Source organism: Pseudomonas sp. PAMC25584 (assembly GCF_058135675.1).
The window spans coordinates 1,637,143-1,660,345 of record NZ_CM176870.1; the positions used below are offsets into that span (position 1 = coordinate 1,637,143).

At 61.4% G+C, this 23,203-nt stretch carries 21 protein-coding genes; 10 read left to right on the top strand and 11 right to left on the bottom strand.

All coding sequences use genetic code 11. The features are described 5' to 3' along the window. Window positions 1-5 precede the first annotated feature (5 nt). From ACS5Q8_RS07550 to ACS5Q8_RS07575, 6 genes are all read right to left on the bottom strand, one after another. Window positions 6-3,416 (bottom strand): YncE family protein, encoded by a 3,411-nt coding sequence (locus ACS5Q8_RS07550; RefSeq protein WP_465160019.1) that lies wholly within the window; start codon window positions 3,414-3,416, stop codon window positions 6-8. Window positions 3,417-3,562: 146 nt separating this feature from the next. Then, window positions 3,563-4,591, bottom strand: coding sequence for an AbrB family transcriptional regulator (locus tag ACS5Q8_RS07555; RefSeq protein WP_465160020.1), 1,029 nt, complete (start codon window positions 4,589-4,591; stop codon window positions 3,563-3,565). Then, on the bottom strand, window positions 4,584-6,098 hold the full coding sequence (locus ACS5Q8_RS07560) for a tripartite tricarboxylate transporter permease (RefSeq protein WP_247407932.1): 1,515 nt from the start codon (window positions 6,096-6,098) through the stop codon (window positions 4,584-4,586). The genes ACS5Q8_RS07555 and ACS5Q8_RS07560 overlap by 8 nt, the downstream gene beginning before the upstream one ends. A gap of 1 nt (window position 6,099) precedes the next feature. Further along, window positions 6,100-6,558 carry a tripartite tricarboxylate transporter TctB family protein gene (locus tag ACS5Q8_RS07565; protein ID WP_443697057.1) on the bottom strand — a complete coding sequence of 153 codons (459 nt, stop codon included), beginning with the start codon at window positions 6,556-6,558 and terminating at the stop codon, window positions 6,100-6,102. A 60-nt stretch (window positions 6,559-6,618) separates the two neighbouring features. After that, entirely contained in the window at window positions 6,619-7,608 is a 990-nt protein-coding gene (locus tag ACS5Q8_RS07570; RefSeq protein WP_443695072.1) for a Bug family tripartite tricarboxylate transporter substrate binding protein, read from the bottom strand. A gap of 41 nt (window positions 7,609-7,649) precedes the next feature. Next, window positions 7,650-8,942 (bottom strand): OprD family porin, encoded by a 1,293-nt coding sequence (locus ACS5Q8_RS07575; RefSeq protein WP_465160021.1) that lies wholly within the window; start codon window positions 8,940-8,942, stop codon window positions 7,650-7,652. 235 nt (window positions 8,943-9,177) lie between these two features. Here ACS5Q8_RS07575 and ACS5Q8_RS07580 point away from each other — a divergent pair, with 235 nt between their 5' ends. Both ACS5Q8_RS07580 and ACS5Q8_RS07585 read left to right on the top strand, forming a co-directional pair. Then, entirely contained in the window at window positions 9,178-9,849 is a 672-nt protein-coding gene (locus tag ACS5Q8_RS07580; protein ID WP_253393997.1) for a response regulator, read from the top strand. Beyond that, a complete protein-coding gene (locus ACS5Q8_RS07585; RefSeq protein ID WP_465160022.1) occupies window positions 9,842-11,227 on the top strand; it encodes a sensor histidine kinase in 1,386 nt (461 codons plus the stop codon). The genes ACS5Q8_RS07580 and ACS5Q8_RS07585 overlap by 8 nt, the downstream gene beginning before the upstream one ends. On the opposite strand, the gene ACS5Q8_RS07590 is transcribed toward ACS5Q8_RS07585, so the two are convergent. Together ACS5Q8_RS07590 and ygfZ are read right to left on the bottom strand one after the other, a co-directional pair. Next, window positions 11,228-12,049 carry an HDOD domain-containing protein gene (locus ACS5Q8_RS07590; RefSeq protein WP_276196965.1) on the bottom strand — a complete coding sequence of 274 codons (822 nt, stop codon included), beginning with the start codon at window positions 12,047-12,049 and terminating at the stop codon, window positions 11,228-11,230. 36 nt (window positions 12,050-12,085) lie between these two features. Then, on the bottom strand, window positions 12,086-13,027 hold the full coding sequence (gene ygfZ, locus ACS5Q8_RS07595) for a CAF17-like 4Fe-4S cluster assembly/insertion protein YgfZ (protein WP_465160023.1): 942 nt from the start codon (window positions 13,025-13,027) through the stop codon (window positions 12,086-12,088). Between the two features lie 139 nt (window positions 13,028-13,166). On the opposite strand from ygfZ, the gene ACS5Q8_RS07600 reads away from it, so the two are divergent. Both ACS5Q8_RS07600 and ACS5Q8_RS07605 read left to right on the top strand, forming a co-directional pair. Further along, window positions 13,167-13,421: an FAD assembly factor SdhE gene (locus ACS5Q8_RS07600; RefSeq protein ID WP_247400426.1), complete on the top strand. Its 255-nt coding sequence runs from the start codon at window positions 13,167-13,169 to the stop codon at window positions 13,419-13,421. Next, the gene (locus ACS5Q8_RS07605) at window positions 13,405-13,854 is read left to right on the top strand and encodes a protein YgfX (protein WP_276196967.1); all 450 of its coding nucleotides are present in this window, start codon (window positions 13,405-13,407) and stop codon (window positions 13,852-13,854) included. Before ACS5Q8_RS07600 ends, ACS5Q8_RS07605 begins: the two co-directional genes overlap by 17 nt. On the opposite strand, the gene nadB is transcribed toward ACS5Q8_RS07605, so the two are convergent. Further along, entirely contained in the window at window positions 13,823-15,439 is a 1,617-nt protein-coding gene (gene nadB, locus ACS5Q8_RS07610) for an L-aspartate oxidase (RefSeq protein ID WP_276196968.1), read from the bottom strand. The genes ACS5Q8_RS07605 and nadB overlap by 32 nt on opposite strands. A 462-nt stretch (window positions 15,440-15,901) precedes the next feature. On the opposite strand from nadB, the gene rpoE reads away from it, so the two are divergent. From rpoE to ACS5Q8_RS07630, 4 genes are all read left to right on the top strand, one after another. Further along, window positions 15,902-16,483 carry an RNA polymerase sigma factor RpoE/AlgU gene (gene rpoE / locus ACS5Q8_RS07615; RefSeq protein ID WP_003172477.1) on the top strand — a complete coding sequence of 194 codons (582 nt, stop codon included), beginning with the start codon at window positions 15,902-15,904 and terminating at the stop codon, window positions 16,481-16,483. A 32-nt stretch (window positions 16,484-16,515) separates the two neighbouring features. Beyond that, window positions 16,516-17,103, top strand: a complete 588-nt coding sequence (locus ACS5Q8_RS07620) for a sigma-E factor negative regulatory protein (RefSeq protein WP_247400432.1) — start codon at window positions 16,516-16,518, stop codon at window positions 17,101-17,103. Between the two features lie 16 nt (window positions 17,104-17,119). Then, window positions 17,120-18,082: a MucB/RseB C-terminal domain-containing protein gene (locus ACS5Q8_RS07625; protein ID WP_276196969.1), complete on the top strand. Its 963-nt coding sequence runs from the start codon at window positions 17,120-17,122 to the stop codon at window positions 18,080-18,082. Between the two features lie 235 nt (window positions 18,083-18,317). Then, window positions 18,318-19,751 carry a DegQ family serine endoprotease gene (locus ACS5Q8_RS07630; RefSeq protein WP_276196970.1) on the top strand — a complete coding sequence of 478 codons (1,434 nt, stop codon included), beginning with the start codon at window positions 18,318-18,320 and terminating at the stop codon, window positions 19,749-19,751. A 62-nt stretch (window positions 19,752-19,813) separates the two neighbouring features. Here ACS5Q8_RS07630 and ACS5Q8_RS07635 read toward each other — a convergent pair whose 3' ends face one another. Beyond that, window positions 19,814-21,247, bottom strand: coding sequence for a M48 family metalloprotease (locus tag ACS5Q8_RS07635; RefSeq protein WP_276196971.1), 1,434 nt, complete (start codon window positions 21,245-21,247; stop codon window positions 19,814-19,816). A 95-nt stretch (window positions 21,248-21,342) separates the two neighbouring features. Here ACS5Q8_RS07635 and ACS5Q8_RS07640 point away from each other — a divergent pair, with 95 nt between their 5' ends. Both ACS5Q8_RS07640 and ACS5Q8_RS07645 read left to right on the top strand, forming a co-directional pair. Then, a complete protein-coding gene (locus ACS5Q8_RS07640; RefSeq protein WP_276196972.1) occupies window positions 21,343-21,582 on the top strand; it encodes a sulfurtransferase TusA family protein in 240 nt (79 codons plus the stop codon). Window positions 21,583-21,612: 30 nt separating this feature from the next. Further along, window positions 21,613-22,683 (top strand): AI-2E family transporter, encoded by a 1,071-nt coding sequence (locus ACS5Q8_RS07645; RefSeq protein WP_247400440.1) that lies wholly within the window; start codon window positions 21,613-21,615, stop codon window positions 22,681-22,683. 39 nt (window positions 22,684-22,722) lie between these two features. Here the strand turns inward: ACS5Q8_RS07645 and ACS5Q8_RS07650 are convergent, their stop codons facing one another. Continuing rightward, entirely contained in the window at window positions 22,723-23,196 is a 474-nt protein-coding gene (locus ACS5Q8_RS07650) for a peroxiredoxin (protein ID WP_426099520.1), read from the bottom strand. Window positions 23,197-23,203: the final 7 nt, after the last annotated feature.

A 23,203-nucleotide genomic window follows, 5' to 3' on the forward strand; every position in this document is an offset into this window, starting at 1 on the left:
GTCAGCTAAAACACCACCAGCGACACTGAATCTCCGCCGATATTGGCCACGTAGCCGTGGGAACCGTCTGGAGCCACCACCACCCCGCGCGGTTTGTTGAACCCGGCATAGCTGCCAGTCACCCGTCGCAAGCGCGTATCGATAATGCCCAGCAGGTCGCCGTCGGTCTGCGACACGTAGGCCAGATCACGCCCGCGTTCGAAGGCGATGTCGTAGGGGCCCTGCAACCCGGTCAGGGTCTGGTCGATGCGCTGGGTCAAGGTGTTGCCGATCGTGACGCTGCCGCCTTCTCGGCCGCTGATGTAGACCTGCGAGCCACGGGGGTTATGGGCAATGGTGACGGGGGCGGAGCGGGTGTCGGCGCTGTTGATCAGGCTGTTGGTCGGCAGATTGATGATGGACCAGTCGAAGAATGTGGCCACGTGTGCGCGGTTGTTATCGGGGCTGATGGCGACATCGATAGGCGCACGCACAGGGATCGAGGCCACGCGTTGGTGGTTGCTTGTATCGATGACGACCAGGCGTGACGCACCTTCATCGGCCACATACAGGCGCGAGCCGTTGGCATTGAAGCGAATGCCTCGGACGGTGGTGAACCCGGTCAGCGTTTCGATCAGCGAATGGTCTTGCGTGCTGTAGAGGCGAATCGGCGTGTTGGTGGCGCTGCTGTTGTCGGTCACATACAGGCGCTCGGCCGTTGGATGAATGGCCAGGCGCAGGGGCGAGCCTGGTACGTCGAAGCTGTCGATGACGCGGTTGCGTAGGGTGTCGATGACCCAGATCGACGTGCGGCCGAAGGCGCAGGCGACGTAGAGCCGCGTACCGTCCGGGCTGAGCACCAGGGCGTTGGGTGAACTGCCCACCGGGATCGTGGCGAAAATGCCGACCGTGTTGGCAATGCGGTAGTTGACAGGGCGCAACGCGATGGCGAAATCCTTGTGGGCGCTGCCGTTCAGCGATACCCGCGCCTCAACCGTCAGGGTGCTTAGGGTCGGCAAGGAGCGCAGGTACTCGGCGGGTAACGCGACTTCCACACGTTTGGCATTGAACTCTGCGGCGGTCAGCGGCGTGCCGTTGCGCAGCACCCGATTGGCCGCTGCCTTGACGTCGATCCACACCGGTTGCCCGGTGCGCATGAACGGCCATGCCTGAATCACTGCGCTATGCGCCGCGTTGGCGTTAATGATGCCGTTCGACGCTTGGGGCACGTTGACCAGGTCCAGCACTTGCTCAGCCAGCGGGTCGATGGTCAAGGTCAGCACCTGGGATGCGGTGGTGGCACCGGCGCGGGTCACGGTGTAGGACAACTCAGCGTCTGCGCCCAGGTTGGCGGCAATCACCCGATTACCGATGATGAAGTCGACATAGCCCTTTACCGGGTCGCCTGGCAGCGGATTGACGGCGGGCGTTCCGATCCCGTATGTGCCCCTGAATCTCGGCTGGATATCATCGCCGGCCAGCATCGGCTTGTAGCTCACCCGAAACGTGCAGACCGGCGGCTCCAGCACATGTTGCGGGTTGAGCCTGGCGGTGGAGGGGTCGGCGACGTTGATCGTGCTTTCCAGAATATGCGGCACCGGCAGTTGCAGGCCGCTGCCGACGGTCATCACCCGCGCCTGGGAGTAACGGGTGCGCTGGCCGGTTTTCTCCACTCGGTAGTAAATGCGCGCCGAGCCGTTGAGGTTGGCCACGACAAACACCCGTGCGATGACAAACGCCAGGTCCTGCCCGACCCATGGCCGGGTGATAGGGAACGGGTCCGGTGGGGCACTGCCGCCCATGGCGCTGCCTTCGACGTACAGTGTGACCGTCGCGCCTTCAGTGAACGCGGCGTGCGCTGCAACCCTCACGTTGGCATTGCCTCGGGATTGCTCGGGGTCGAAGGTGAAGCCGGGGGCGGGTGCTTGCAATACCTCCGGCGCGGGCAGTGCGTCCTGGGGCTCGCCGATGTTGAGGTGCAAAATGGTCGACGGCGGGCGCTCCCCGGCGGTGTTGATGTAGTAGTAGAGCATCAGCTCGCCGCCATCGAGCTGGCGGATGTCACCGTCAACCCCGTTGCGCAGTTCGAACACGACGGTGCTTTCGCCGGCCGGCAGCGAGTGCTCCTGATAAAAACGGTGGCCATTGGCATAGGTGCCTTCCAGCACCAGCGTGACTCGATCAAACGGCTTTTGGCCGGTGTAGGCGGCGATCGTAACGCTCACCGGATCGGTCAAGGGATGCAGGACGTCGCCGCTGGCGGCCGGCACTTGCGGTGCTAAAAGGCCGGTTTGTTCGGGGGTTCCGTTCACTTGGACGAAGGTGTTTTCCGAGGGTAAATTGACCGCTCCCGTACGAATTCGCTCATAGCTCAGTTGGATCAATGCGCCGATGAGCAGGCGCACGTCAGCATTGGGCCATGGGACGTCGACGGAAGGCGTTGTGGTCGAGGTGATACTGGTGTTGTAGGTCTGTTCGACATCGACGCCTTCCGGCAAACGCCCCCGGAGGGTCAGTCGAAGACCGTCGCCCGACGCCCAGCCTTTCCCCGCGACGGTGACCCTGAGGGTTGCGTCTTTGCCTTCCAGCCTGTCCGCATCCAGCGTGCCTGTCGGGGCTTCGACAATCTGGGCGGCGTCCAGCAACCGTTCGTTGGGGTTAAGCCGCACTTCGATCAGTTGCATCGGCGAGCGCCCCGGCGCGTAGTTGCCGACCTCATCGATGACATCGTAGGCACAGGCCTGAAAGCCGCTGCCGATGCTTAGCCAGGTGCCGTAATAGACCGTGATCGAAATCGGGTTGCGGCCGCTGGCCTCGTTCTCTGTGACGATGTGCTCGATGATTTGCCCGCCGATGATCAGGCGAATGCGATCGCGTACCGCTCGGTAGGTACTCGGAGGCCGGTTGAGGTCCAGCGGGTAAAACGGGATTCTCACGACCACGCCGCGTCCGGCTGCGGCCGAGTCGACCAGGGTCTGCGCCGGTTGTGGCCGTGGCAGCTGTTCATTGACCCACGGCGGGCGGGTAATGGGGTCGTTACCGGTGGGCGCCACGGTGTCGATCTTGAGGGTCAGGCGTTGGGTTGCTTCTACGCGGTGATCAAGGTGCGTCACCCGGAAAAACACGGGCCCGGCCGCACCGTCGGCCAAACGGGCCATGGAGATGTGCAGGGTAATCGGCTTCGCTTCGCGCGCTTCTTGCTCGGTGACAGTATGGAAGTCGACCGGGACCAGCAGGTCGCCACAGAGCAACTCGATGAAATCCCCTTCAAGCTGGCCTGCGTAGGCGCGCAAGATGCAAATCAGGCCCGTGCTGCCATGGCTCTCCAACAGCAGTTGATACACGCCGCCGGAGAACCCCACGACCGGGGTCGTCAGGCCGGGAATATAAGGCGACAACTGCGAGACGAAAGGGGGGGCGTTGAGGTCTGGAGCCATCGTGATCACCTCGTGCAGGGCAAAGGGGCCGAAAAGGACCGGGGCACGCAAGGATTGAACGCAGAAGGGGCACGCGCAGGCTAGCTGTTAGAAATGACAGTGCCGACAGGCGGTAGTGACCCAGGGCGGGCCACCCTCGGCAGACGCTAGGGTTGGCGGTTCCAATGCCTGAACAACGGCTCCGCCAGAAACAACACGAACAACAAGCGCATCACCTGCATCGCCGTCACCAACGGCACCGACAGTTGCAGGGTTTCAGCGGTCAAACTCATCTCGGCAATACCGCCGGGCATCATGCCCAGCGTCAACGAGCGCAGGTCCAGTTGGGTCATCGCACTCAAGCCCACGGCGGCCAGCGTCGCCAGCACCATGGTCAAGGCGGTGCCGATCAAGGTGCGCGCCATGAACGACGGCGCACGGCGGAAGAACTGACGATTGAAGTGGCACGCCAAGCCGCTGCCGATCAGCCACTGGCCAAGCTGGCTGCCGCCGTCGGGCAGGCCGATGTGCAGGTCCCACACCACACTGGCGGTGGCACTCACCAGCAGCGGCCCGAACAACCACGGGTTCGGCTGACGCAAGCGCTGCCAGCCCCAGGCCACCAGCGCGCCGGCGGGAAACAGCAGCGCCAGCCAGGCCCAGCTCACGGGGGCTGGATGAAACTGCGGCGCGCCACCGTCGAGCACATACTTGAAGATCGCCGGTACGCACAGCACCACCACCAACACTCGCAGACTCTGCCCCGCCGCGACCCGGCTGAGCACCGCGCCATTGCGCGCGCCGAGGTTGACCATCTCGCCGGAACCGCCCGGCATGCTGGAGAAAAATGCGGTGGCGCGGTCTTCACCGCTGCGGCGCATCAACCACACGCCGACCACGCTCGACAGGCTGGTGACCAGCGCGCCGAAGAAGATCAAACCGAAGTGGCTCATCACTTGCTCGATCACCACCGGGGTGAAGTGCAGGCCGATGCCGATGCCCACCACCCATTGCCCACATTTGCGCCCGCCGGGAATCTCCGCCAACTGCCACGGCGTGAGGCAACGCACGAGGATGATCGCCAGCAATGAACCGACCATATACGGCAATGGCCAGCCGATCAGGCTGGCCAGGTAACCGCCGGCCAGACCGACCAGCGGTGTTCCCCACCAGTGTTTAAAGGTGACCTCAGACATCGGCCACGGTACGACGCTGCAGCGCTCGTTTGCGATAGATGCGTACCAGCGGGAACAGCAGCATCAAGGCGGTCAATACCCAGACGCCGAAGGTGATCGGGCTGGACCACAGGATCTCCAGCGCACCATTGGAAATCGACAGCGCGCGGCGCAGGTTCTGTTCCATCAGGCCGCCGAGGATAAAGCCCAGCAACACCGGCGACAGCGGGAAGTCCAGCTTGCGCAGGATGTAGCCGAAGATGCCGATACCAATCATCAGGAACAGATCGAACGTGGTGGCATGCACCGCGTACACCCCGATTGCGGTGATGATGGCGATCACCGGCACCAGCGCCCAGTTCGGCACGGCAAGGATGCGCGTGAAGAGGCGGATCATCGGGATGTTGAGGATCACCAGCATGGTGTTGGCGATGAACAACGAGGCGATCAGGCCCCAGACGATATCCGGTTGCTGTTGGAACAACAGCGGGCCGGGCGTGATGTTGTACAGCGAGAGGGCGCCGATCATCACCGCCGTGGTGCCCGAACCCGGTACGCCCAGGGTCAGCATCGGCACCAGTGCGCCGCAGGCGGAGGCGCCGATGGCGGTTTCCGGTGCAGCCAGACCGCGCATGTCACCCTGCCCGAATTTACCGCTGGCCCCGGCCAGGCGTTTCTCGGTCATGTAGGCCACCGCCGACGCCAAGGTCGCACCGGCGCCCGGTAATACGCCCATGATGAAACCGAGCAGGCCGCAACGGATGTTCACGGCAAACACCGACGAGGCTTCCTTCAGGTTAAACATCATCCGTCCGGTGGCTTTTACCGCTTCCTGGCCACGGTGGGTTTTTTCCAGCAGCAACAGGATCTCGCTGATGGAGAACAGGCCCAACACCAACACCACAAACTGGATGCCGTCGGTCAGGTGGATGTTATCGCCGGTAAAACGGTACACGCCGCTGTTGGCGTCGATGCCCACCGCCGACAGGAACAGGCCGATCAGCGCCGCGACAAAGGTCTTCAGCGGTTTGTCACCGGCCATGCCGCCGAGGCAGACAATCGCGAACACCATCAGTACGAAATATTCCGCCGGGCCAAAAGCAATCGCCCATTTGGCCAGCAGCGGGGCAAACAGCACCATGCCGCAGGTGGCGATAAACGCGCCGATGAACGAACTCCACGCTGACAACGACAAGGCCACACCGGCCAGGCCTTTGCGGGCCATCGGGTAACCGTCGAGGGTGGTCATCACGGTGGAGGCTTCGCCCGGGATGTTCAGCAGGATCGAGCTGATACGCCCGCCGTATTCGCAGCCCAGGTACACGGCTGCCAGCAGGATCAGCGCCGACTCCGGCGGCAGGCCCAGGGCGAACGCGATGGGGATCAACAGCGCCACGCCGTTGATCGGGCCAAGGCCCGGCAGCAGGCCGACCACGGTACCGATCAAGGTGCCGCACAACGCGGTCACCAGGTTGTAGGGGGACAGAGCAACGCCGAAGCCCTGGCCCAAATAGCCGAAAGTATCCATATCAGTTCTCCAGAACGTCGAGCAGGCCGAGGGGCAGCGGAACGTCCATGGCTTTATCGAACAGCAGATAAAGGCCGACGCTCATCAAGGTGATGATCACCGCACTGGGCAACCAGCGGCCGCCATACAGCCGTGCCATCGGAATACCGATCAACATGCTGCTGAGAATGAAACCCAGGGATTCGAAGGTGCCGGCAAACACGATCAACAGCGCGACGCAGATGCCGATCTTGATCAGGGTGGCGCGGTCCAGCGCGGGTTCGTCTTCGGTGTGCTGGGTCGGCTGCGGGCGAAACAGCATGTAGGTCAGCGCCAGGCTCATCAGCCCGAGCATCAGCAGCGGGTAGGCCCTAGGCCCCACGGGCTCGTAGGAAAACGACGCCTGGTAGGGCCAGGCCATCAATGCCAGGACCGCGCAGGCCAGCAGCAGCACGGCGGCGAATATGCGTTGTAAGAGCATCTAGAACTCCTGGGTCACGCCCCGGGTTCAGCAGGGCGTGGCCGAACGGCAGAGGGGCGTTTACTGGATCAGGCCGAACTCTTTGGCCAGCACTTTGTAGTCCGCCACCTGTTTCTTCACGTAGGTGTCCAGCTCCGGGCCGGTCATGGCGAACGGGAACAGCTCGCGCTGGTCACGCAGCTTGGCGAAGTCTTCGGAGGCCAGCAGTTTGTCGAAGGCGTCTTTCCACCAGGCGTAGTCGGCATCGCTGACTTTTGGCCCGAGGTAGAAACCGCGCACCACCGGCCAGACGATGTCGTAGCCTTGCTCTTTGGCGGTGGGAATATTCTTCATTTCCGGCTCGTCCAGGCGCTCGTCAGAGAACACCGCGAGCAGACGCATGTCACCGCTGAGGATGTGCGGCATGGAGTCGGAGATGTCGGTACTGCCCACTTGGATATGCCCGCCGAGCAGGGCGGTGGCGATTTCACCGCCGCCTTCCAGCGCCACATAGCGCAGGTCGCGCGGGTTGATCCCGGCGGCTTTGGCGATCAGCGCGGTTTGCATCCAGTCCTGGCTACCCACGGTGCCGCCGGAACCGATGACCACTTTGCTCGGATCTTTCTTGAGTGCTTGCACCAGGTCGTCGAGATTTTTGTAAGGCGAATCACTTTTTACCGCAATCGCGCCGTAGCTGGTGCCGACCGCCGCCAGCCACCGCACGGCGCTTTCATCGAAACGCCCGAACTTGCCCTGGGCCAGGTTCAGCAGCGAACCGCTGGACCAGGCCACCAGGGTCCCACCGTCCGCCGGGCGCTGCGCGACCACGGCGTTGTAGGCCACCGCGCCCACGCCGCCGGGCATGTAGGTCACGCGCATCGGTTTGCTCAGCAGCTTCTCGTTGACCAGCGCGCTTTGCGCCAGTTTGCAGGTCAGGTCAAAACCGCCGCCGGGGGAGGCCGGCGCGATGCATTCCGGACGCTTGGGTTCGTCGGCGGCCAGCAGTTGGCCGGCGAACAGCAGGCAGCCGGCGGCGAGGGCGAATTTACGCAATGAAAGGGTCATGGTGATCTCCGTCGTTGTTGTTATGAGTGGCTATTACCAGGCACTGCTTACCAGAGCGCGACGCTGTAGCTGACCAGCAGGCGTACTTCATCGGCATCACGGGCTGAATAGTTGGAGCGATACGTCGCATTGCGCAGGCGCACGGCCACATCCTTGAACGTGCCGCTTTGCACCACGTACTTGATCTCGCTGTTGCGCTCCCACTCCTTGCCGGTTTCGCCGTTCTTGAGCTTGATATTGTCACCCGAGAGGTAACGACTCATGAAACTCAGGCCGGGAATGCCCAGCTTGGCGAAGTCGAAGTCGTAGCGTGCCTGCCAGGAGCGCTCCTCGGCGCCGGCAAAGTCGTTGATCTGCACGAAGTTGACCAGGTACGGGTCGCTGCCATCCACATACGGGAACGCGCTGTCGCCGGACATGTGCTGGTAGCCGGCGCTGAGCTTATGGCCATTGAGGGCATAGCTGAACAGGCCGTTGAGGGAGGTGTTGTCGATTTTACCGCCACGGGCGGCGCCGGTGTCATCGCTGATCGCCAGGCGCAGGTCGGTGCCGAAGGTGCCGGGGCCCATCGGGCGGGCGGCCACCAGGCCGAGGAAGTGCTGACGGTACACGTCATCGAGCTGGGCGAAGTGGTAGCTGCCGGTGATCTTGTCGGCGAACTTGTAGTCGACGCCGCCGAAGTTGAAATGCTTGCCGGTGGCGCCACTCAGGAAGCGGCTGTTCTTGTTGTTGAGGGCGATGTCCTCGTAGTTGCTGTCGTCGCGGTCCTTGGCTTTATCCAGGCGGCCGCCGGTGAAGACCAGGTTCTTGAATTCTTTCGAGGTGATCAGGCCGCCGTTGAAGGTTTGCGGCAGGATGCGCCCGTCGTTGGGCTTGAGGATCGGCAGCTCGGGGATCAGCGCGCCGATCTTCAGCTCGGTGGCGGAGATCTTCACTTTGCCGGTCAGGCCCAGCTTGGAATACTCGTTGGCGGCGCGGCCATCGTCATGCGTGGGCAGCAGGCCGGTGCCGGTGCGGTCGGGGCTGGAGTCGAGCTTGACTCCGAGCATGCCCAGCGCATCCACGCCAAAGCCGACGGTGCCGTCGGTGTAGCCCGATTGCAGGTTGAGCATGAAGCCTTGGGCCCATTCGTCACGTTTGGATTGCTGGGCGCTGGTGCCATCGCGAAAGTCACGGTTGAAGTACATGTTGCGGGTTTCCAGGGTCGCGCTGCTGTTTTCGAAGAACGCGGCTTGGGCAAGCGGCGAAAAGCCGGCAAGGGTGGCGGCACTGGCGAGGGCGGTCTGGGTCAGGCGGGAAAAACGTACAGGCGGGTAAGCCTGGGGCTGTGTCGACAGCATCGTTGAGTACTCCGTTATTGTTCTTATTTTGGCGAAAACGCTTCGAGGCGTTTTTCGGGCGCTACGGGTCAGGTAGCTTGGCGGGCATGGCCTACCGTGGCTGGATGCTAAAGGGTGAAACTTTCATTAACCTTTCAGTTGCCTTTCAATGTTTTCGGGCTTCACAGGCTAGGCCGCGCCTGTAAACTGCCTCGCAAAGCGTGGCGCCGACCACCCCCGAATGAGGTAAAAATCCATGCGCGTCCTTCTGGTTGAAGACCATTTGCAACTGGCTGAAAGTGTCGCCCAGGCGCTCAAGAGCACGGGTTTGACCGTCGACGTGTTGCACGATGGCGTGTCCGCTGACCTGGCCTTGAGCAGTGAGGAATACGCGGTGGCGATCCTTGATGTGGGCTTGCCGCGCATGGATGGTTTCGAGGTGCTGGCGCGTTTGCGAGCGCGTGGGAAAAATCTGCCGGTGCTGATGCTGACGGCGCGCAGTGATGTGAAAGACCGCGTGCATGGCCTGAACCTGGGCGCCGACGACTACCTGGCCAAGCCGTTTGAGCTGACGGAGCTAGAGGCGCGGGTCAAGGCGCTGTTGCGGCGCAGCGTGCTCGGCGGCGAGCGCCAGCAGGCGTGCGGCGTGCTGGTCTACGACCTCGACACCCGCCGCTTCACGGTCGGCGGCGAGTTGATGACCCTCACATCCCGCGAGCAAGCCGTGCTTGAAGCACTGATCGCGCGGCCGGGCCGGGTGATGAGTAAGGAGCAACTGGCTTCCCAGGTGTTTGGCCTCGACGAAGAAGCCAGCCCGGATGCCATCGAAATCTACATACATCGCCTGCGCAAGAAACTCGACGGCCAGCCCATCGCCATCGTGACGTTCCGTGGCCTCGGCTACCTGCTGGAAGCCCGCGATGCATAAGCCCAGCAGCCTGCGCTGGCGGCTGTTATGGAACCTGGCGCTGTTGCTGGTGCTGTTGATGGTCGCCAGCGGCATGAGCGCCTACTGGAACGGCCGCGAAGCCGCCGACACCGCCTATGACCGCACCTTGCTGGCCTCGGCACGCACGATTGCCGCCGGTCTGACCCAGGTCGACGGCACTTTGAGCGCGAATGTGCCATATGTGGCCCTGGACACGTTTGCCTACGACAGCGCTGGGCGTATTTATTACCAGGTCAATGACATCAATCAGAAGCTGATTTCCGGTTATGAAAACCTGCCCGGCCCGCCGCCTGGCACGCCGCGCACCGATGACTACCCGGCGTTGGCACGTTTTTACGACGCTACGTACCAGGGCCAGGCAGTGCGCGTAGTGAGCCTGCTCAAGGCGGTCTCCGAACCGAACATGAATGGCATGGCGGAAATCCGCGTGGCCGAGACCGATGAAGCGCGCGTCAGCATGGCCCGCGGCCTGATGGCCGACACCTTGCTGCGCCTGGGCATGCTCGCCATCGGCGCATTATTGCTGGTGTGGTTTGCCGTGAGCGCGGCGTTGCGCCCGCTGGAGCGCCTGCGCACGGCCGTGGAAGAGCGCCAGCCCGATGACCTGCGGCCATTACCGCTGGTCGAAGTGCAGCTTGAGTTCGGCCCGCTGGTGCGTTCCCTCAACCATTTCACCGAACGCCTGCGGGGCCAGTTCGAGCGTCAGGCGCAGTTTATCGCTGACGCTGCCCACGAACTGCGCACGCCACTGGCCGCGCTCAAGGCACGCCTGGAACTTGGCCTGCGCGCCGAAGATCCGGCCATCTGGCGCAGCACCTTGCAAACCGCCGCGCAAGGCACCGATCGCCTGACCCATCTGGCCAATCAATTGCTGTCCCTGGCGCGCATCGAAAACGGCGCACGGGCGATTGCCGAAGGTGGCGCGCAACTGCTCGACCTCAGCCAGTTGGCCCGCGAGCTGGGCATGGCCATGGCGCCGTTGGCCCATGCGCGTGGGGTGGCGCTGGCGCTGGAGGCGGACACACCTGTGTGGATGCGCGGGGAGCCGACGCTGCTCAACGAGCTGCTGAGCAACCTGGTGGATAACGCCCTGGCCCATACGCCGCCCGGCGGCAATGTGATCCTGCGCGTGACGGCACCGGCGGTGCTGGAAGTGGAAGATGATGGCCCAGGCATTCCGCTGGACGAGCGCGACCGCGTGTTCGAGCGCTTCTATCGTCGCAGCCAGCAGGGCATGGGCTCTGGCCTTGGCCTGGCGATTGTTGGTGAAATCTGTCGCGCGCATTTGGCCCAGATCAGCCTGCATGATGGCGAATCGGCAGGCTTGAAAGTGCGGGTCAGTTTTATCGCCGGTTGATCAGTAGAACATCGACCGTGCTTCGTCCAGCTCTGCACGCACGCTGTCGCTGTAAGGGTCCAGGCGCAGCTTCTTGATCGCCGGCAGGCTGGAGACCGGCACATCCGCCAGTGGATGCGCGGTGCCACGATGGCAATACAGCACGGCAACTTGGACCAGGTCGATATAGTCGAGGCGCGCAGAGTCGCGTTCCAGGTCGAGGTATTGGCCTGGCAGTTTCGCCAGCATTTCCGGGAAGTCCCAGACCGCTAGCAGTTTGTCGCCGAGCATCGGGTGGATGCTCTCGATCATGTGGTTGAGGCTGACCGAATCAGAGAGCAATTCGTAATGGTCTTCGGCGTAGGTCAGGATCGGCAGCACACCGATCTGATGCACCAGCCCGCCGAGCGCTGCCTGGTCCGGCTTGAGCTGGCTGTGGCTGCGGCACAAGGCATAGCTGACGCCGGCCACTTCCAGGCTGCGGCGCCAGACGTCGCGCATTTTCTGTTCGACCACTTCGGAGCGGGCGTGGAAGATCTGCTCCATCACCAGGCCGATCGCCAGGTTGCTGCTGTAGTTGGTGCCCAGCCGGGTGATGGCGGTGTGCAGGTCGGTGACTTCCTGTGTCGCCCGCAACAGCGGGCTGTTGACCACTTTGATCAAGCGCGCCGACAACGCGGTGTCGCGACCGATCACTTTGCTCAAGTGGCTGATGCCGATCTCCGGGTCTTCGGCGGCCTGACGAATGTTCAGGGCCACTTCCGGTAATGTCGGCAGCACCAGGTCATCGTTGTTGATTGCCGCAATCAAAGCCTGTTGGACTTTTTCCGCCAGCTCGTTCATTCATGCTCTCTAAGGTGTTGCAAAGGGGTGCGGCGATCAGTGCTGGATCTCTCGATCCCGGTCCAGTTGGTATGGCAGCTCAAGCAGTTGCAAGCCGGGACCTTCGAGGGTGCCTAAATGCACATCGCCACTCTCGGCAGCTTCGGCTTGCAGCACGGCCAGAAGTTCAACCCCTTGGTCAGCTTTTGCCGCGATCACCACTTCGCCGATCGAACTGTTGTGGCTGGGAGAAAACAGTGGGGTGCCGGGCTCGGGCAATTCTGCGGCATTCAGGCTCAGGCGGTACAGGCGACGCTTGAGTTTGCCCAGGTACTGCATGCGCGCGACGATTTCCTGGCCGGTGTAGCAGCCTTTCTTGAAGCTGACGCCGCCCACGGCCTGCAGGTTGAGCATCTGTGGGATAAACAGCTCGCGGGTCTGCGGCATGACCTGGCCGATGCCGGCGCGGACCTGGCCCAGCAGCCATTCATTCAAGTCAGCCTGTTGCAACTGCGCGGCCAATTGGCTGCGCACGGCTTCGGCTTGCTCGGCGGGCGCCCAAAGTTCGATGCGACCTGGGGATACGCGGATAGCGATCAACTGTTCGCTGCGGGCGACGCTGTCGGTCGCGGCTGGCAGCTCCAGACCGAGGCTTGCCAGCGCCTGATCCGCGTCCTCCAGGCCGAAACGCGCCCAGGCGGCGCTTTCGTCGGTGAGTTTGGATTTGGAGAACACCGCGTACTTCTTCAGGTCCGCCAGTTGCGGTTCCAGCAACTCGGTGGCCATGGCAAGCAGCACGCCATCACTTTGCAACAGGATGCGAAAGCTCGACTGCATGCGGCCTTTTTGCGTGCAGCGCGCGCCGAGGCTGGCCTGAGTGTCGCTCAGATAATTAAGGTTACAGGTGAGTTGGCCCTGCAAGAACTTGGCAGCGTCGGCACCGCGGACGGCGAGAACGCCTTCGTGGGTGATGGGGCAGAAGAAAGCAGAGTCAGCCATGGGTCATCGCAGGTCAAAAAGTCTAGGTGCATCATAGAGGGGCGCCCGGCAAATGGATAGTTTCTGTAGGGTGCGACCAAAGCCGACTGTTCCGGTGCCTTAGGGCCTGTATACTTGCGATCTATTTGAGGAGCGTTCCATGGTCGAAGATGTAGAACTTAATCGCCTCTACTGGCACAGCCGTCGCGGCATGCTTGAGCTGGATGTGTTGTTGGTGCCGTTCGTCAGAGAGGTTTACTCGACCCTCAACCAAGTGGATCGCGACTGTTACGTCCGCCTGCTGGAATGCGAAGACCAGGACATGTTCGGCTGGTTCATGGAACGTGCCGAATCGGAAGACCCGGAGCTGCAGCGTATGGTTCGGATGATTCTGGATCGTGTCCAGCCCAAGTAATCCCGTCTTCGAATGCCGCTGGCAGGCCTCGCGGCGTTTGCTGGCGGCCTATCTCCTTGCCCAGTCGTTCGCGCTGGGTGCGCTGCTGCTTCTCGACCTGCCTTATTCAAGCCTTGGCCTGTTGCTGTGCCTGGCTCACGCCGCCTGGGTTGTCCCGCGCCATATCCGGCTGACTCACCGTTCGTCGATTCGCGGCCTGCGCCGTGATGAAAACGGGTGGCAGCTATGGAGCGCTGCGCGTGGCTGGCACCGCGTGCAGCTACGTCCCGATAGCCTGGCGCTGCCGTTGATCGTAGTGCTGCGCTATCGGGTACAGGGCGAATGGGCGGTGCGGTCGATCTGCGTGCCCAGCGATTCGCAGGCCGCCGATGTCCACCGGCGCCTGCGGGTTCGCCTGAAGTTCAGTCGCCGTAGGTGGTTGGCACCAGAATAGTGTCCCGGGCCTCGGGCAGCATCTGCGGGTAGTCGAGCGTGTAATGCAGGCCCCGGCTTTCCTTGCGCTCCATGGCCGAGCGGATCATCAGTTCGGCCACTTGGGCCAGGTTGCGCAACTCAATCAAGTCGCGGCTGACTTTATAGTTGCTGTAGAACTCGTCGATCTCATCCAGCAACAGGCGCACGCGGTGTTGCGCGCGTTGCAGGCGTTTGTTGGTGCGCACGATGCCTACGTAGTCCCACATGAATCGCCGCAGTTCGTCCCAGTTGTGGGCGATGATCACGTCTTCGTCTGAATCGGTCACCTGGCTGGCGTCCCAGCGGGGCAGGGCGTCGGGTACGGTGATGTGCGGCAGTTGTTCAAGAATGTCTGCCGCCGCCGAACGCGCATAGACGAAACATTCGAGCAGCGAGTTGCTGGCCATGCGGTTGGCGCCGTGCAGGCCGGTGAAGCTGGTTTCGCCGATTGCGTACAGGCCGGGAACGTCGGTGCGCCCGTGTTGGTCGACCATCACGCCGCCGCAGGTGTAGTGCGCGGCCGGCACCACCGGAATCGGGCCTTTGGTGATGTCGATATTGAAAGTCAGGCAGCGCTCGTAGACCGTCGGGAAGTGGGTCTTGATGAATGCTTCGGGTTTGTGGCTGATGTCCAGGTAGACGCAGTCGATGCCCAGGCGCTTCATTTCATGGTCGATGGCGCGGGCGACGATGTCGCGCGGCGCCAGTTCGGCGCGCGGGTCGAAGCGCTGCATGAAGCGCTCGCCATTCGGCAGTTTCAAGTGTGCGCCTTCGCCGCGCAGGGCTTCGGTGATCAGGAAACTCTTGGCCTGCGGGTGGTACAGGCAGGTGGGGTGGAACTGGTTGAATTCCAGGTTGGCCACCCGGCAGCCCGAGCGCCAGGCCATGGCGATGCCGTCGCCACAGGCACCGTCGGGGTTGCTGGTATAGAGATAGACCTTGGCCGCGCCGCCCGAGGCGAGAAGGGTGAAGCGGGCGCCGTAGGTGTCGACTTCGCCGCTGTTGCGGTTGAGCACGTAGGCGCCGAGGCAGCGCTCGCCCGACAGGCCCAGGCGTTTCTCGGTGATCAGGTCGACGGCGACCCGTTGCTCCAGCAATTCGATGTTCGGGCGTTGGCGGGCTTGTTCGAGCAGGGTCTTGAAGATCGCGGCACCGGTGGCGTCGGCGGCGTGGATGATGCGCCGATGGCTGTGCCCGCCTTCGCGGGTCAGGTGGAACTCGAAGCCGCCGTCATCAGTGCCCGCGTGATCATCACGGGTAAACGGCACACCTTGGTCGATCAGCCATTGAATGGCTTCGCGGCTATGTTCGACGGTAAAGCGCACCGCGTCTTCGTGGCACAGGCCGCCGCCGGCGTTGAGGGTGTCATCGATGTGGGACTGCACCGTGTCGGTGTCGTCCAGTACGGCGGCAACACCGCCCTGGGCCCAGAACGTCGAGCCATTGGCCAGGTCGCCTTTACTCAGCACTGCAATGCGCAGGTGGCTGGGGAGGGTCAGCGCAAGGCTTAAGCCGGCTGCGCCGCTGCCGATCACCAGCACATCGTGTTGAAACTGTTGGCTCATTTGAAGGATTCCGCAAAAAGCGATCCACAGGGGCTGGCGCAAACAGGACGCCTGGATCGGCGAATCAAAGGGTCACACGGGCTACTAGTATATAGAGGGGGGGAGCGGCACAATAGCCGCGCATTCGTGGCAATGTGAAATTACGGTGCACGGCCAAGGTAAATAGACCGGTTATTGAAGTGGGAACTTTTTGCATAAGCCCCGACTCAATAGCAGGTTGCCCGAAAGCTGGGAAAACGTTGAGTTTATTGGCCCGTCGGGAGCATTGGACGCGTCAGGAAACCGGCGACAAGATTATTCGCGCAGCCGGCGTTGCCCGCGCTGCGTTTTTCGTGTGTGCCAAATCAGTGCATGCCGGAAACTTGCTTGGAGGGGAGAACTTTTGCGAAAAGTACGAGTCTATGTTTGCAAGCCTGATCGTTCAGTTATGCGAGCCTCCTTTAAGTACAACGAGGAGTGTTCATGCTAACCCAGGAAGAGGATCAGCAGCTGGTCGAGCGCGTTCAACGCGGCGACAAGCGAGCTTTTGATCTGCTAGTGCTGAAATACCAGCACAAAATTCTCGGGTTGATCGTGCGGTTTGTGCACGACACCCATGAAGCGCAGGACGTTGCACAGGAAGCCTTTATCAAGGCATACCGTGCACTGGGCAATTTTCGCGGTGACAGTGCGTTTTACACGTGGCTCTACCGCATCGCCATCAACACGGCGAAGAACTATCTGGTGTCTCGCGGACGCCGCCCACCGGATAGTGATGTCAGTTCGGAAGATGCAGAATTTTACGATGGTGATCACGGCCTCAAAGATCTCGAGTCGCCGGAGCGTGCATTGCTGCGCGACGAGATCGAAGGCACCGTTCATCGCACTATTCAGCAACTGCCAGAAGATTTGCGTACTGCGTTAACTTTACGTGAATTCGATGGTCTGAGTTATGAAGACATTGCGAGCGTCATGCAGTGTCCGGTGGGGACTGTAAGGTCACGGATTTTCCGGGCCCGGGAAGCCATCGATAAAGCCTTGCAACCGTTGTTGCAGGAAAACTAAAGACAGCGGCGACAGCCAAGAGAGGAACCGCCATGAGTCGTGATGCCCTGCAGGAATCGCTGTCCGCAGTGATGGATAACGAAGCGGATGAACTGGAACTTCGTCGGGTGCTCAACGCATTCGATGATGCCGAAACCCGTGATACCTGGTCTCGTTACCAAGTCGCTCGGGCGGTGATGCACAAGGATCTTCTAATCCCTCGTCTGGATATTGCTGCGGCCGTTTCTGCTGCACTGGCTGATGAAGCCGTTCCGGCAAAAGCTGCACGGGGTCCATGGCGTAGCCTGGGTCGCCTGGCAGTGGCCGCCTCGGTGACTGTTGCCGTACTGGCCGGTGTTCGCCTGTACAACCAGGACGAAATCGCCGGTGCCGAACTGGCCCAGCAGACTCAGCAACCGATCATGGCGGGTCCGCAAGTCAAAGGCCCCGCCGTACTGGCAGGCTACAAGGAAAGCTCCGACACTACCGGCCCGATGGCGAACGGTGTGCTTCAAGGGCAATCCGGCTGGCAAGATCAGCGTCTTCCAGGCTACCTGCGCCAACACGCACAGGAATCAGCCTTGAAAGGCACTGAAAGCGCTCTGCCATATGCTCGTGCGGCAAGCCTGGAAAACCGCTAAACCGTTGAGGAGCCCTATGCGCGCCATACCGCTCCTTACGCTTTTGCTCGGTGGTTGGTTTGCACTCCCCGCCCATGCTGATGAAGCCCAAGACTGGCTGACTCGACTTGGGCGTGCAGAGCAACAGCAAAGCTTCCAAGGTACGTTCGTCTACGAGCGTAACGGAAATTTTTCTACCCATGACATCTGGCATCGTGTCCAGGACGGTCAGGTCCGCGAGCGGCTTTTGCAGCTCGATGGTTCGGCTCAGGAAGTCGTGCGGGTAGACGGTCGGACGCAATGCGTCAGCGGTACTCTTGTCGCCGGCCTCGGCAATTCGCGTGATGCACCGTCACGTGCGCTTGATCCGCAAAAACTCACGCAATTCTACGAACTGGCCGTCATCGGCAAATCTCGCGTGGCCGGTCGAAATGCGGTGATTGTATCGATCACCCCACGTGACCAATACCGCTATGGTTTTGAGTTGCACCTGGACCGGGATACCGCGTTGCCTCTTAAATCCCTGCTGTTGAACGACCAGGGGCAGTTGCTGGAGCGTTTCCAGTTCACCCGATTGAACACCTCGGTCACGCCGGATGATCGCGACTTGCAACCTACTGGCGATTGCACGCCGATTGCAGTCGCTACGGCTAAAACGGCAGAGGTGCAACCTACCGAAGAATGGCATCTGGAATGGCTGCCGCCGGGTTTTCAGCTAACCAACAGCAGTGCGCGCAAAGACACCCAGACCAAAGCGACGGTCGACAGTCGGATGTATGAAGATGGGTTGGCACGGTTTTCGGTGTTCCTTGAACCGATCAGCGGGGCAAGCGTTACGGAGACCCGTACCCAGTTGGGCCCGACGGTGGCGGTGTCGCGTCGGCTGAATACGGTGGATGGCGAAATGATGGTCACGGTGGTTGGCGAAATTCCCATCGGCACCGCTGAGCGCCTCGCGCTGTCGGTGCGCGTTGAAAAAATGCCTGCCGCCAAGCCGTGAATCGTTAATCTTATGTTCATCCTGGCCTTTCACTCTAATTCCATGCGAGGTTGGCTGCCGATAGACATGAAATGTCTGGATCAGCATTTTCACTTGCAAAAATCCCTCATGTTTTTTATAGGTCAAGGCTTGTCGGCGCTGACCTTGTTTTGTTCGCGGAACAGAGATGTCGGTCGCAGTTTCCGGCGTTTTTTGAACCCTGTCGCTCAACCCTGCACGTCGTAACGGGAGCTGTATGTCGATACCACGCTTGAAGTCTTACTTATCCATAGTCGCCACGGTGCTGGTGCTGGGGCAGGCCGTGCCCGCGCTAGCGGCCGAACTGCCTGATTTCACCCAATTGGTCGAGCAGGCCTCGCCTGCCGTGGTGAACATCAGTACCACGCAAAAACTGCCAGAGCGCAAAGTCTCCGACCAGCAGACGCCGGACCTGGAAGGCCTGCCGCCGATGCTGCGCGAGTTCTTCGAGCGTGGTATGCCGCAACAACGCGCGCCCCGTGGCGGTGGTCAGCGTGAAGCGCAGTCCCTCGGCTCCGGCTTCATCATCTCGCCCGATGGCTACATCCTGACCAACAACCACGTGATTACCGGTGCTGACGAGATCATCGTCCGCCTGGCTGACCGTAGTGAATTAAAAGCCAAGCTGGTCGGCACCGACCCACGTTCCGACGTGGCGTTGCTGAAAATCGACGGCAAAGACCTGCCTGTACTGAAACTGGGCAAGTCCCAAGACCTGAAAGCCGGACAGTGGGTCGTGGCTATCGGTTCGCCGTTTGGCTTTGACCACACCGTGACGCAAGGCATCGTCAGCGCTATCGGGCGCAGCCTGCCCAACGAAAACTACGTGCCGTTCATCCAGACCGACGTGCCGATCAACCCGGGTAACTCCGGCGGTCCGTTGTTCAACCTGAACGGTGAAGTGGTTGGCATCAACTCCCAGATCTACACGCGCTCCGGTGGCTTCATGGGCGTGTCGTTTGCCATCCCGATCGACGTGGCCATGGACGTTTCAAACCAGCTGAAAAGCGGCGGCAAGGTCAGCCGTGGCTGGTTGGGCGTGGTGATCCAGGAAGTGAACAAGGACCTGGCTGAATCCTTCGGCCTCGACAAGCCGGCCGGTGCGCTGGTTGCACAGATCCAGGACGACGGCCCGGCTGCCAAAGGTGGCCTGCAAGTCGGCGATGTGATTCTGAGCATGAACGGCCAACCGATCGTCATGTCGGCAGACCTGCCGCACCTAGTGGGCGCGCTCAAGGCGGGCAGCAAGGCCAAGTTGGAAGTGATCCGCGAAGGCAAGCGCCAGAACGTTGAGCTCACCGTCGGTGCCATCCCTGAAGAAGGTGCGACCCTGGATGCCCTGGGGAATACCAAGCCGGGCGCCGAGCGCAGCAGCAACCGCCTTGGCATTGCCGTGGCCGAGCTGACGGATGAGCAGAAGAAAACCTTCGACCTAAAAAGCGGCGTGGTGATCAAGGAAGTGCAGGACGGTCCTGCTGCCTTGATTGGCCTGCAGCCAGGCGATGTGATTACTCACCTGAACAATCAGGCCATCGACTCCACCAAGCAGTTCACCGACATCGCCAAGGCGCTGCCGAAGAACCGTTCGGTATCGATGCGTGTCCTGCGTCAGGGCCGTGCCAGCTTCATTACCTTCAAGCTGGCCGAGTAACTGGCCAATAAAAAGCCCCGCCTTCGTTTAACGAGGGCGGGGCTTTTTTGTGGGCGATGGGTTTAGCTCATCATCCCTTTCACCAGGCGTTCCTGTTCGATCAGCTCACGCTGGCGTGCGTCGATACGCGACGACAGTGGGAAGTTGCTGCCGGCACGGCGCTTGGCGAAGTCCAGTTGTTGAATGGCTTGCTGGAAATCGCCGACCAGGGCGAAGTACTCGGCGCGCGCCTGATGCAGGCCGATGATGTTGCCGGACAAACCGCGCGTCTCGGCGACTTGGTACCACACGTCCGGATCGTCCGGGCGCGACTTGAGCAAGCCGTCCAGGGCTTTTTCCGCATCGGCGGTACGGTTCTGTTTAAGCAAAAGGTCCACTCGCACCTGGTTCAGCGGATAGTTGCCGGGGTATTGGGTGAGCATCCGGTCAGTGCGCTGCTGGGCGTCCGGCAAGCGGTTGTTAGTGATGTCCAGCTCGATCTGCGCCAGGTTGTAGGTAATGTCGTTGGGCGACTTGGCCAACAACGGGGCCAGGTTTTCCCGGGCTTCCTTGAGTTTGGTGCCCTTGATTTGGGCGATGGCCAGACCATAACGCGCCACGTCGTTTTTCGGATTTTCATCCAGTTGGGCCTGGAAGCGCTTGGCAGCGAGGCCTGGCGTGTCTTCGTATTTCAACTGCACCCGTGCGCGAATCAATTGATAGCGCAAGCTGTCTTCCGTGCCGCCAGGCTTGGCCTGTTCGGCGCGGTTGCGGGTGTCGGCGATGCGCGACTCTGTCACCGGGTGAGTCAGCAGGAATTCCGGCGGTTTGGCGTCGAAGCGGTATTGACGCATCAGGCGTTCGAACATGGTCGGCATGGAGCGTGGGTCGTAACCGGCTTTCTCCAGGTTGAGGATGCCGATGCGGTCCGCCTCTTGTTCGTTCTGGCGTGAGAACCGTCGTTGTTCCTGGATCGCGGCTGCCTGAGTGCCGGCAATCGCGGCAATACCGGCATCGCCCGCACCGGCTGCGGCGGCAATGATGCCGCCGAGCATCGCGGCCATCATCGGGATCTGCATGCGCTGTTGCGCTTCGACGCCCCGGGCGAAGTGGCGCTGAGACAAGTGAGCCAATTCGTGGGCCAGCACCGAGGCGTATTCACCTTCGGTCTGAGCGTTGAGGAACAGCCCGCCATTGACCCCGACTATACCGCCAGGCGCGGCAAAGGCGTTGAGCTGCGGGCTATCGATCAGGATGAATTCCAGGCGGCGGTCATTGACCTGGCTGGTCTCCACCAGCTTGTACACGCTGGTTTCGACGTAATCCTTGAGCTGCGGATCGTTGAGCTGCGAGACCTGGCCGCGCAAGTAGGCAAGCCAGGCGCGCCCCAGTTGGTATTCCTGTTGTGGCGAGACAATGGCAGAACTGGCGTCGCCAAGAGACGGCAGGTCGTCAGCGAAGCCCGGGGAGGCCAGCAGGCAGGCCAGCGTCAGCAGGGTGGGGCGCAAAAAAGTCATGCACAGAGCCTTTCGACAAAGAGCTTACTGTAGCCGGACACTGAGCTTCGGACCAGATATTCTAAGCAGCCTGAACGCTTGCCCGGAGTAAAACCATGACCGACGCTGTAGCCTTTGATGCCGAACTCGATGCCAGCGGCCTCAATTGCCCGTTGCCCTTGCTCAAGGCCAAGCTGGAGCTCAATCGATTGGCCAGCGGCGCAGTGCTCAAGGTGATTGCCACGGATGCTGGCTCCCAGCGTGATTTTCGCACCTTTGCCAGGCTGGCCGGCCACACTCTGCTGCATGAAGAAGACGTCGCCGGTGTCTACCGTTATTGGTTGCGCAAGGCCTGAACTGTTCGCCCCACCACCCGAGGTTGATTGATGTTCAAAGTGTTACGAGACTGGATTCAGCGCTACTTCTCCGACGAGGAGGCCGTGGTGCTGGCGGTCCTGCTGTTCCTGGCCTTTACCGCCGTTCTCACCCTGGGTGGCATGCTCGCCCCGGTGCTGGCAGGGATGGTGCTGGCCTACCTGATGCAGGGGCTGGTCACCACCCTGGAGCGTCTGCGTTTACCGGGCGCGGCGGCAGTGGGGCTGGTATTCGCCTTGTTCATGGGGCTGTTGCTGGTGTTTATCGTGGTGGTCGTGCCGTTGCTATGGCATCAGTTGATCACCTTGTTCAACGAGTTGCCCGGCATGCTTGCCAAATGGCAGTCGTTGTTGCTGCTGTTGCCGGAGCGCTACCCGCACTTGGTGTCGGATGAGCAGGTACTGCAAGCCATCGAAGTGGCGCGCGGCGAGATCGGAAAGTTCGGGCAATGGGCGCTGACCTTTTCCCTGTCCAGCCTGCCGTTACTCGTCAACATCATGATTTATCTGGTGCTGGTGCCGATCCTGGTGTTTTTCTTCCTCAAGGACCGCGCGATGATCGGCCGCTGGGTCAGTGGCTATCTGCCGCGTGAGCGGGCGTTGATCACGCGGGTAGCCGAGGAGATGAACCGGCAGATCGCCAACTACATCCGTGGCAAGGTCATCGAGATCATCATCTGTGGCGGGGTTACCTACATCGCCTTTATTGCCCTGGACCTGAACTACGCGGCCCTGCTGGCACTGTTGGTCGGTATTTCAGTGGTGGTGCCGTATGTTGGCGCTGTGGTGGTGACGGTGCCGGTCACATTGATCGCCTTGTTCCAGTGGGGCTGGAGCGATCAGTTCATCTACCTGATGGCGGTGTACGGCATCATCCAGACCCTGGACGGTAACGTGCTGGTGCCGCTGCTGTTCTCGGAAGCCGTCAACTTGCATCCGGTAGCGATCATCTGCGCGGTATTGTTGTTTGGCGGGTTGTGGGGGTTCTGGGGGGTGTTCTTTGCGATCCCCCTGGCGACGCTGTTCAAGGCGGTGCTGGATGCGTGGCCGCGGCAGGAACCGGTGGTGGCGCCCTTACTATGAAACGAAGGTGAGGGCGCTTGCGCCCTCACCCGATGACGCTCAGGCGCTGTGCAAAGCCTGAGCGGCAGCCAGCACCGCGTCCACATGCCCCGGCACTTTCACGCCACGCCATTCCTGGCGCAGCACGCCATCGGTGTCGATCAGGAAGGTGCTGCGATCTACGCCCAGGTATTCCTTGCCGTACAGCTTCTTCAGCTTGATCACGTCAAACAGTTGGCAAACCGCTTCGTCCTTGTCGCTGATCAGCTCGAAAGGAAACGCCTGCTTGGCCTTGAAATTCTCGTGGGACTTCACGCTGTCGCGCGACACGCCAAACACTTCGGTGTTGGCGGCCTTGAACGCTGCGTACTGGTCACGGAAACCCTGGCCCTCGGTGGTGCACCCCGGGGTGCTGTCCTTCGGGTAGAAGTAAATCACCACTTGCTTGCCCTTGAGGGCTTTGATACTGAAGGTTTGGCCGCTGGTGGCCTGGGCTTCGAAATCGGCTACGGGTTTGTCGATGACTACCGCCATGGGGGCT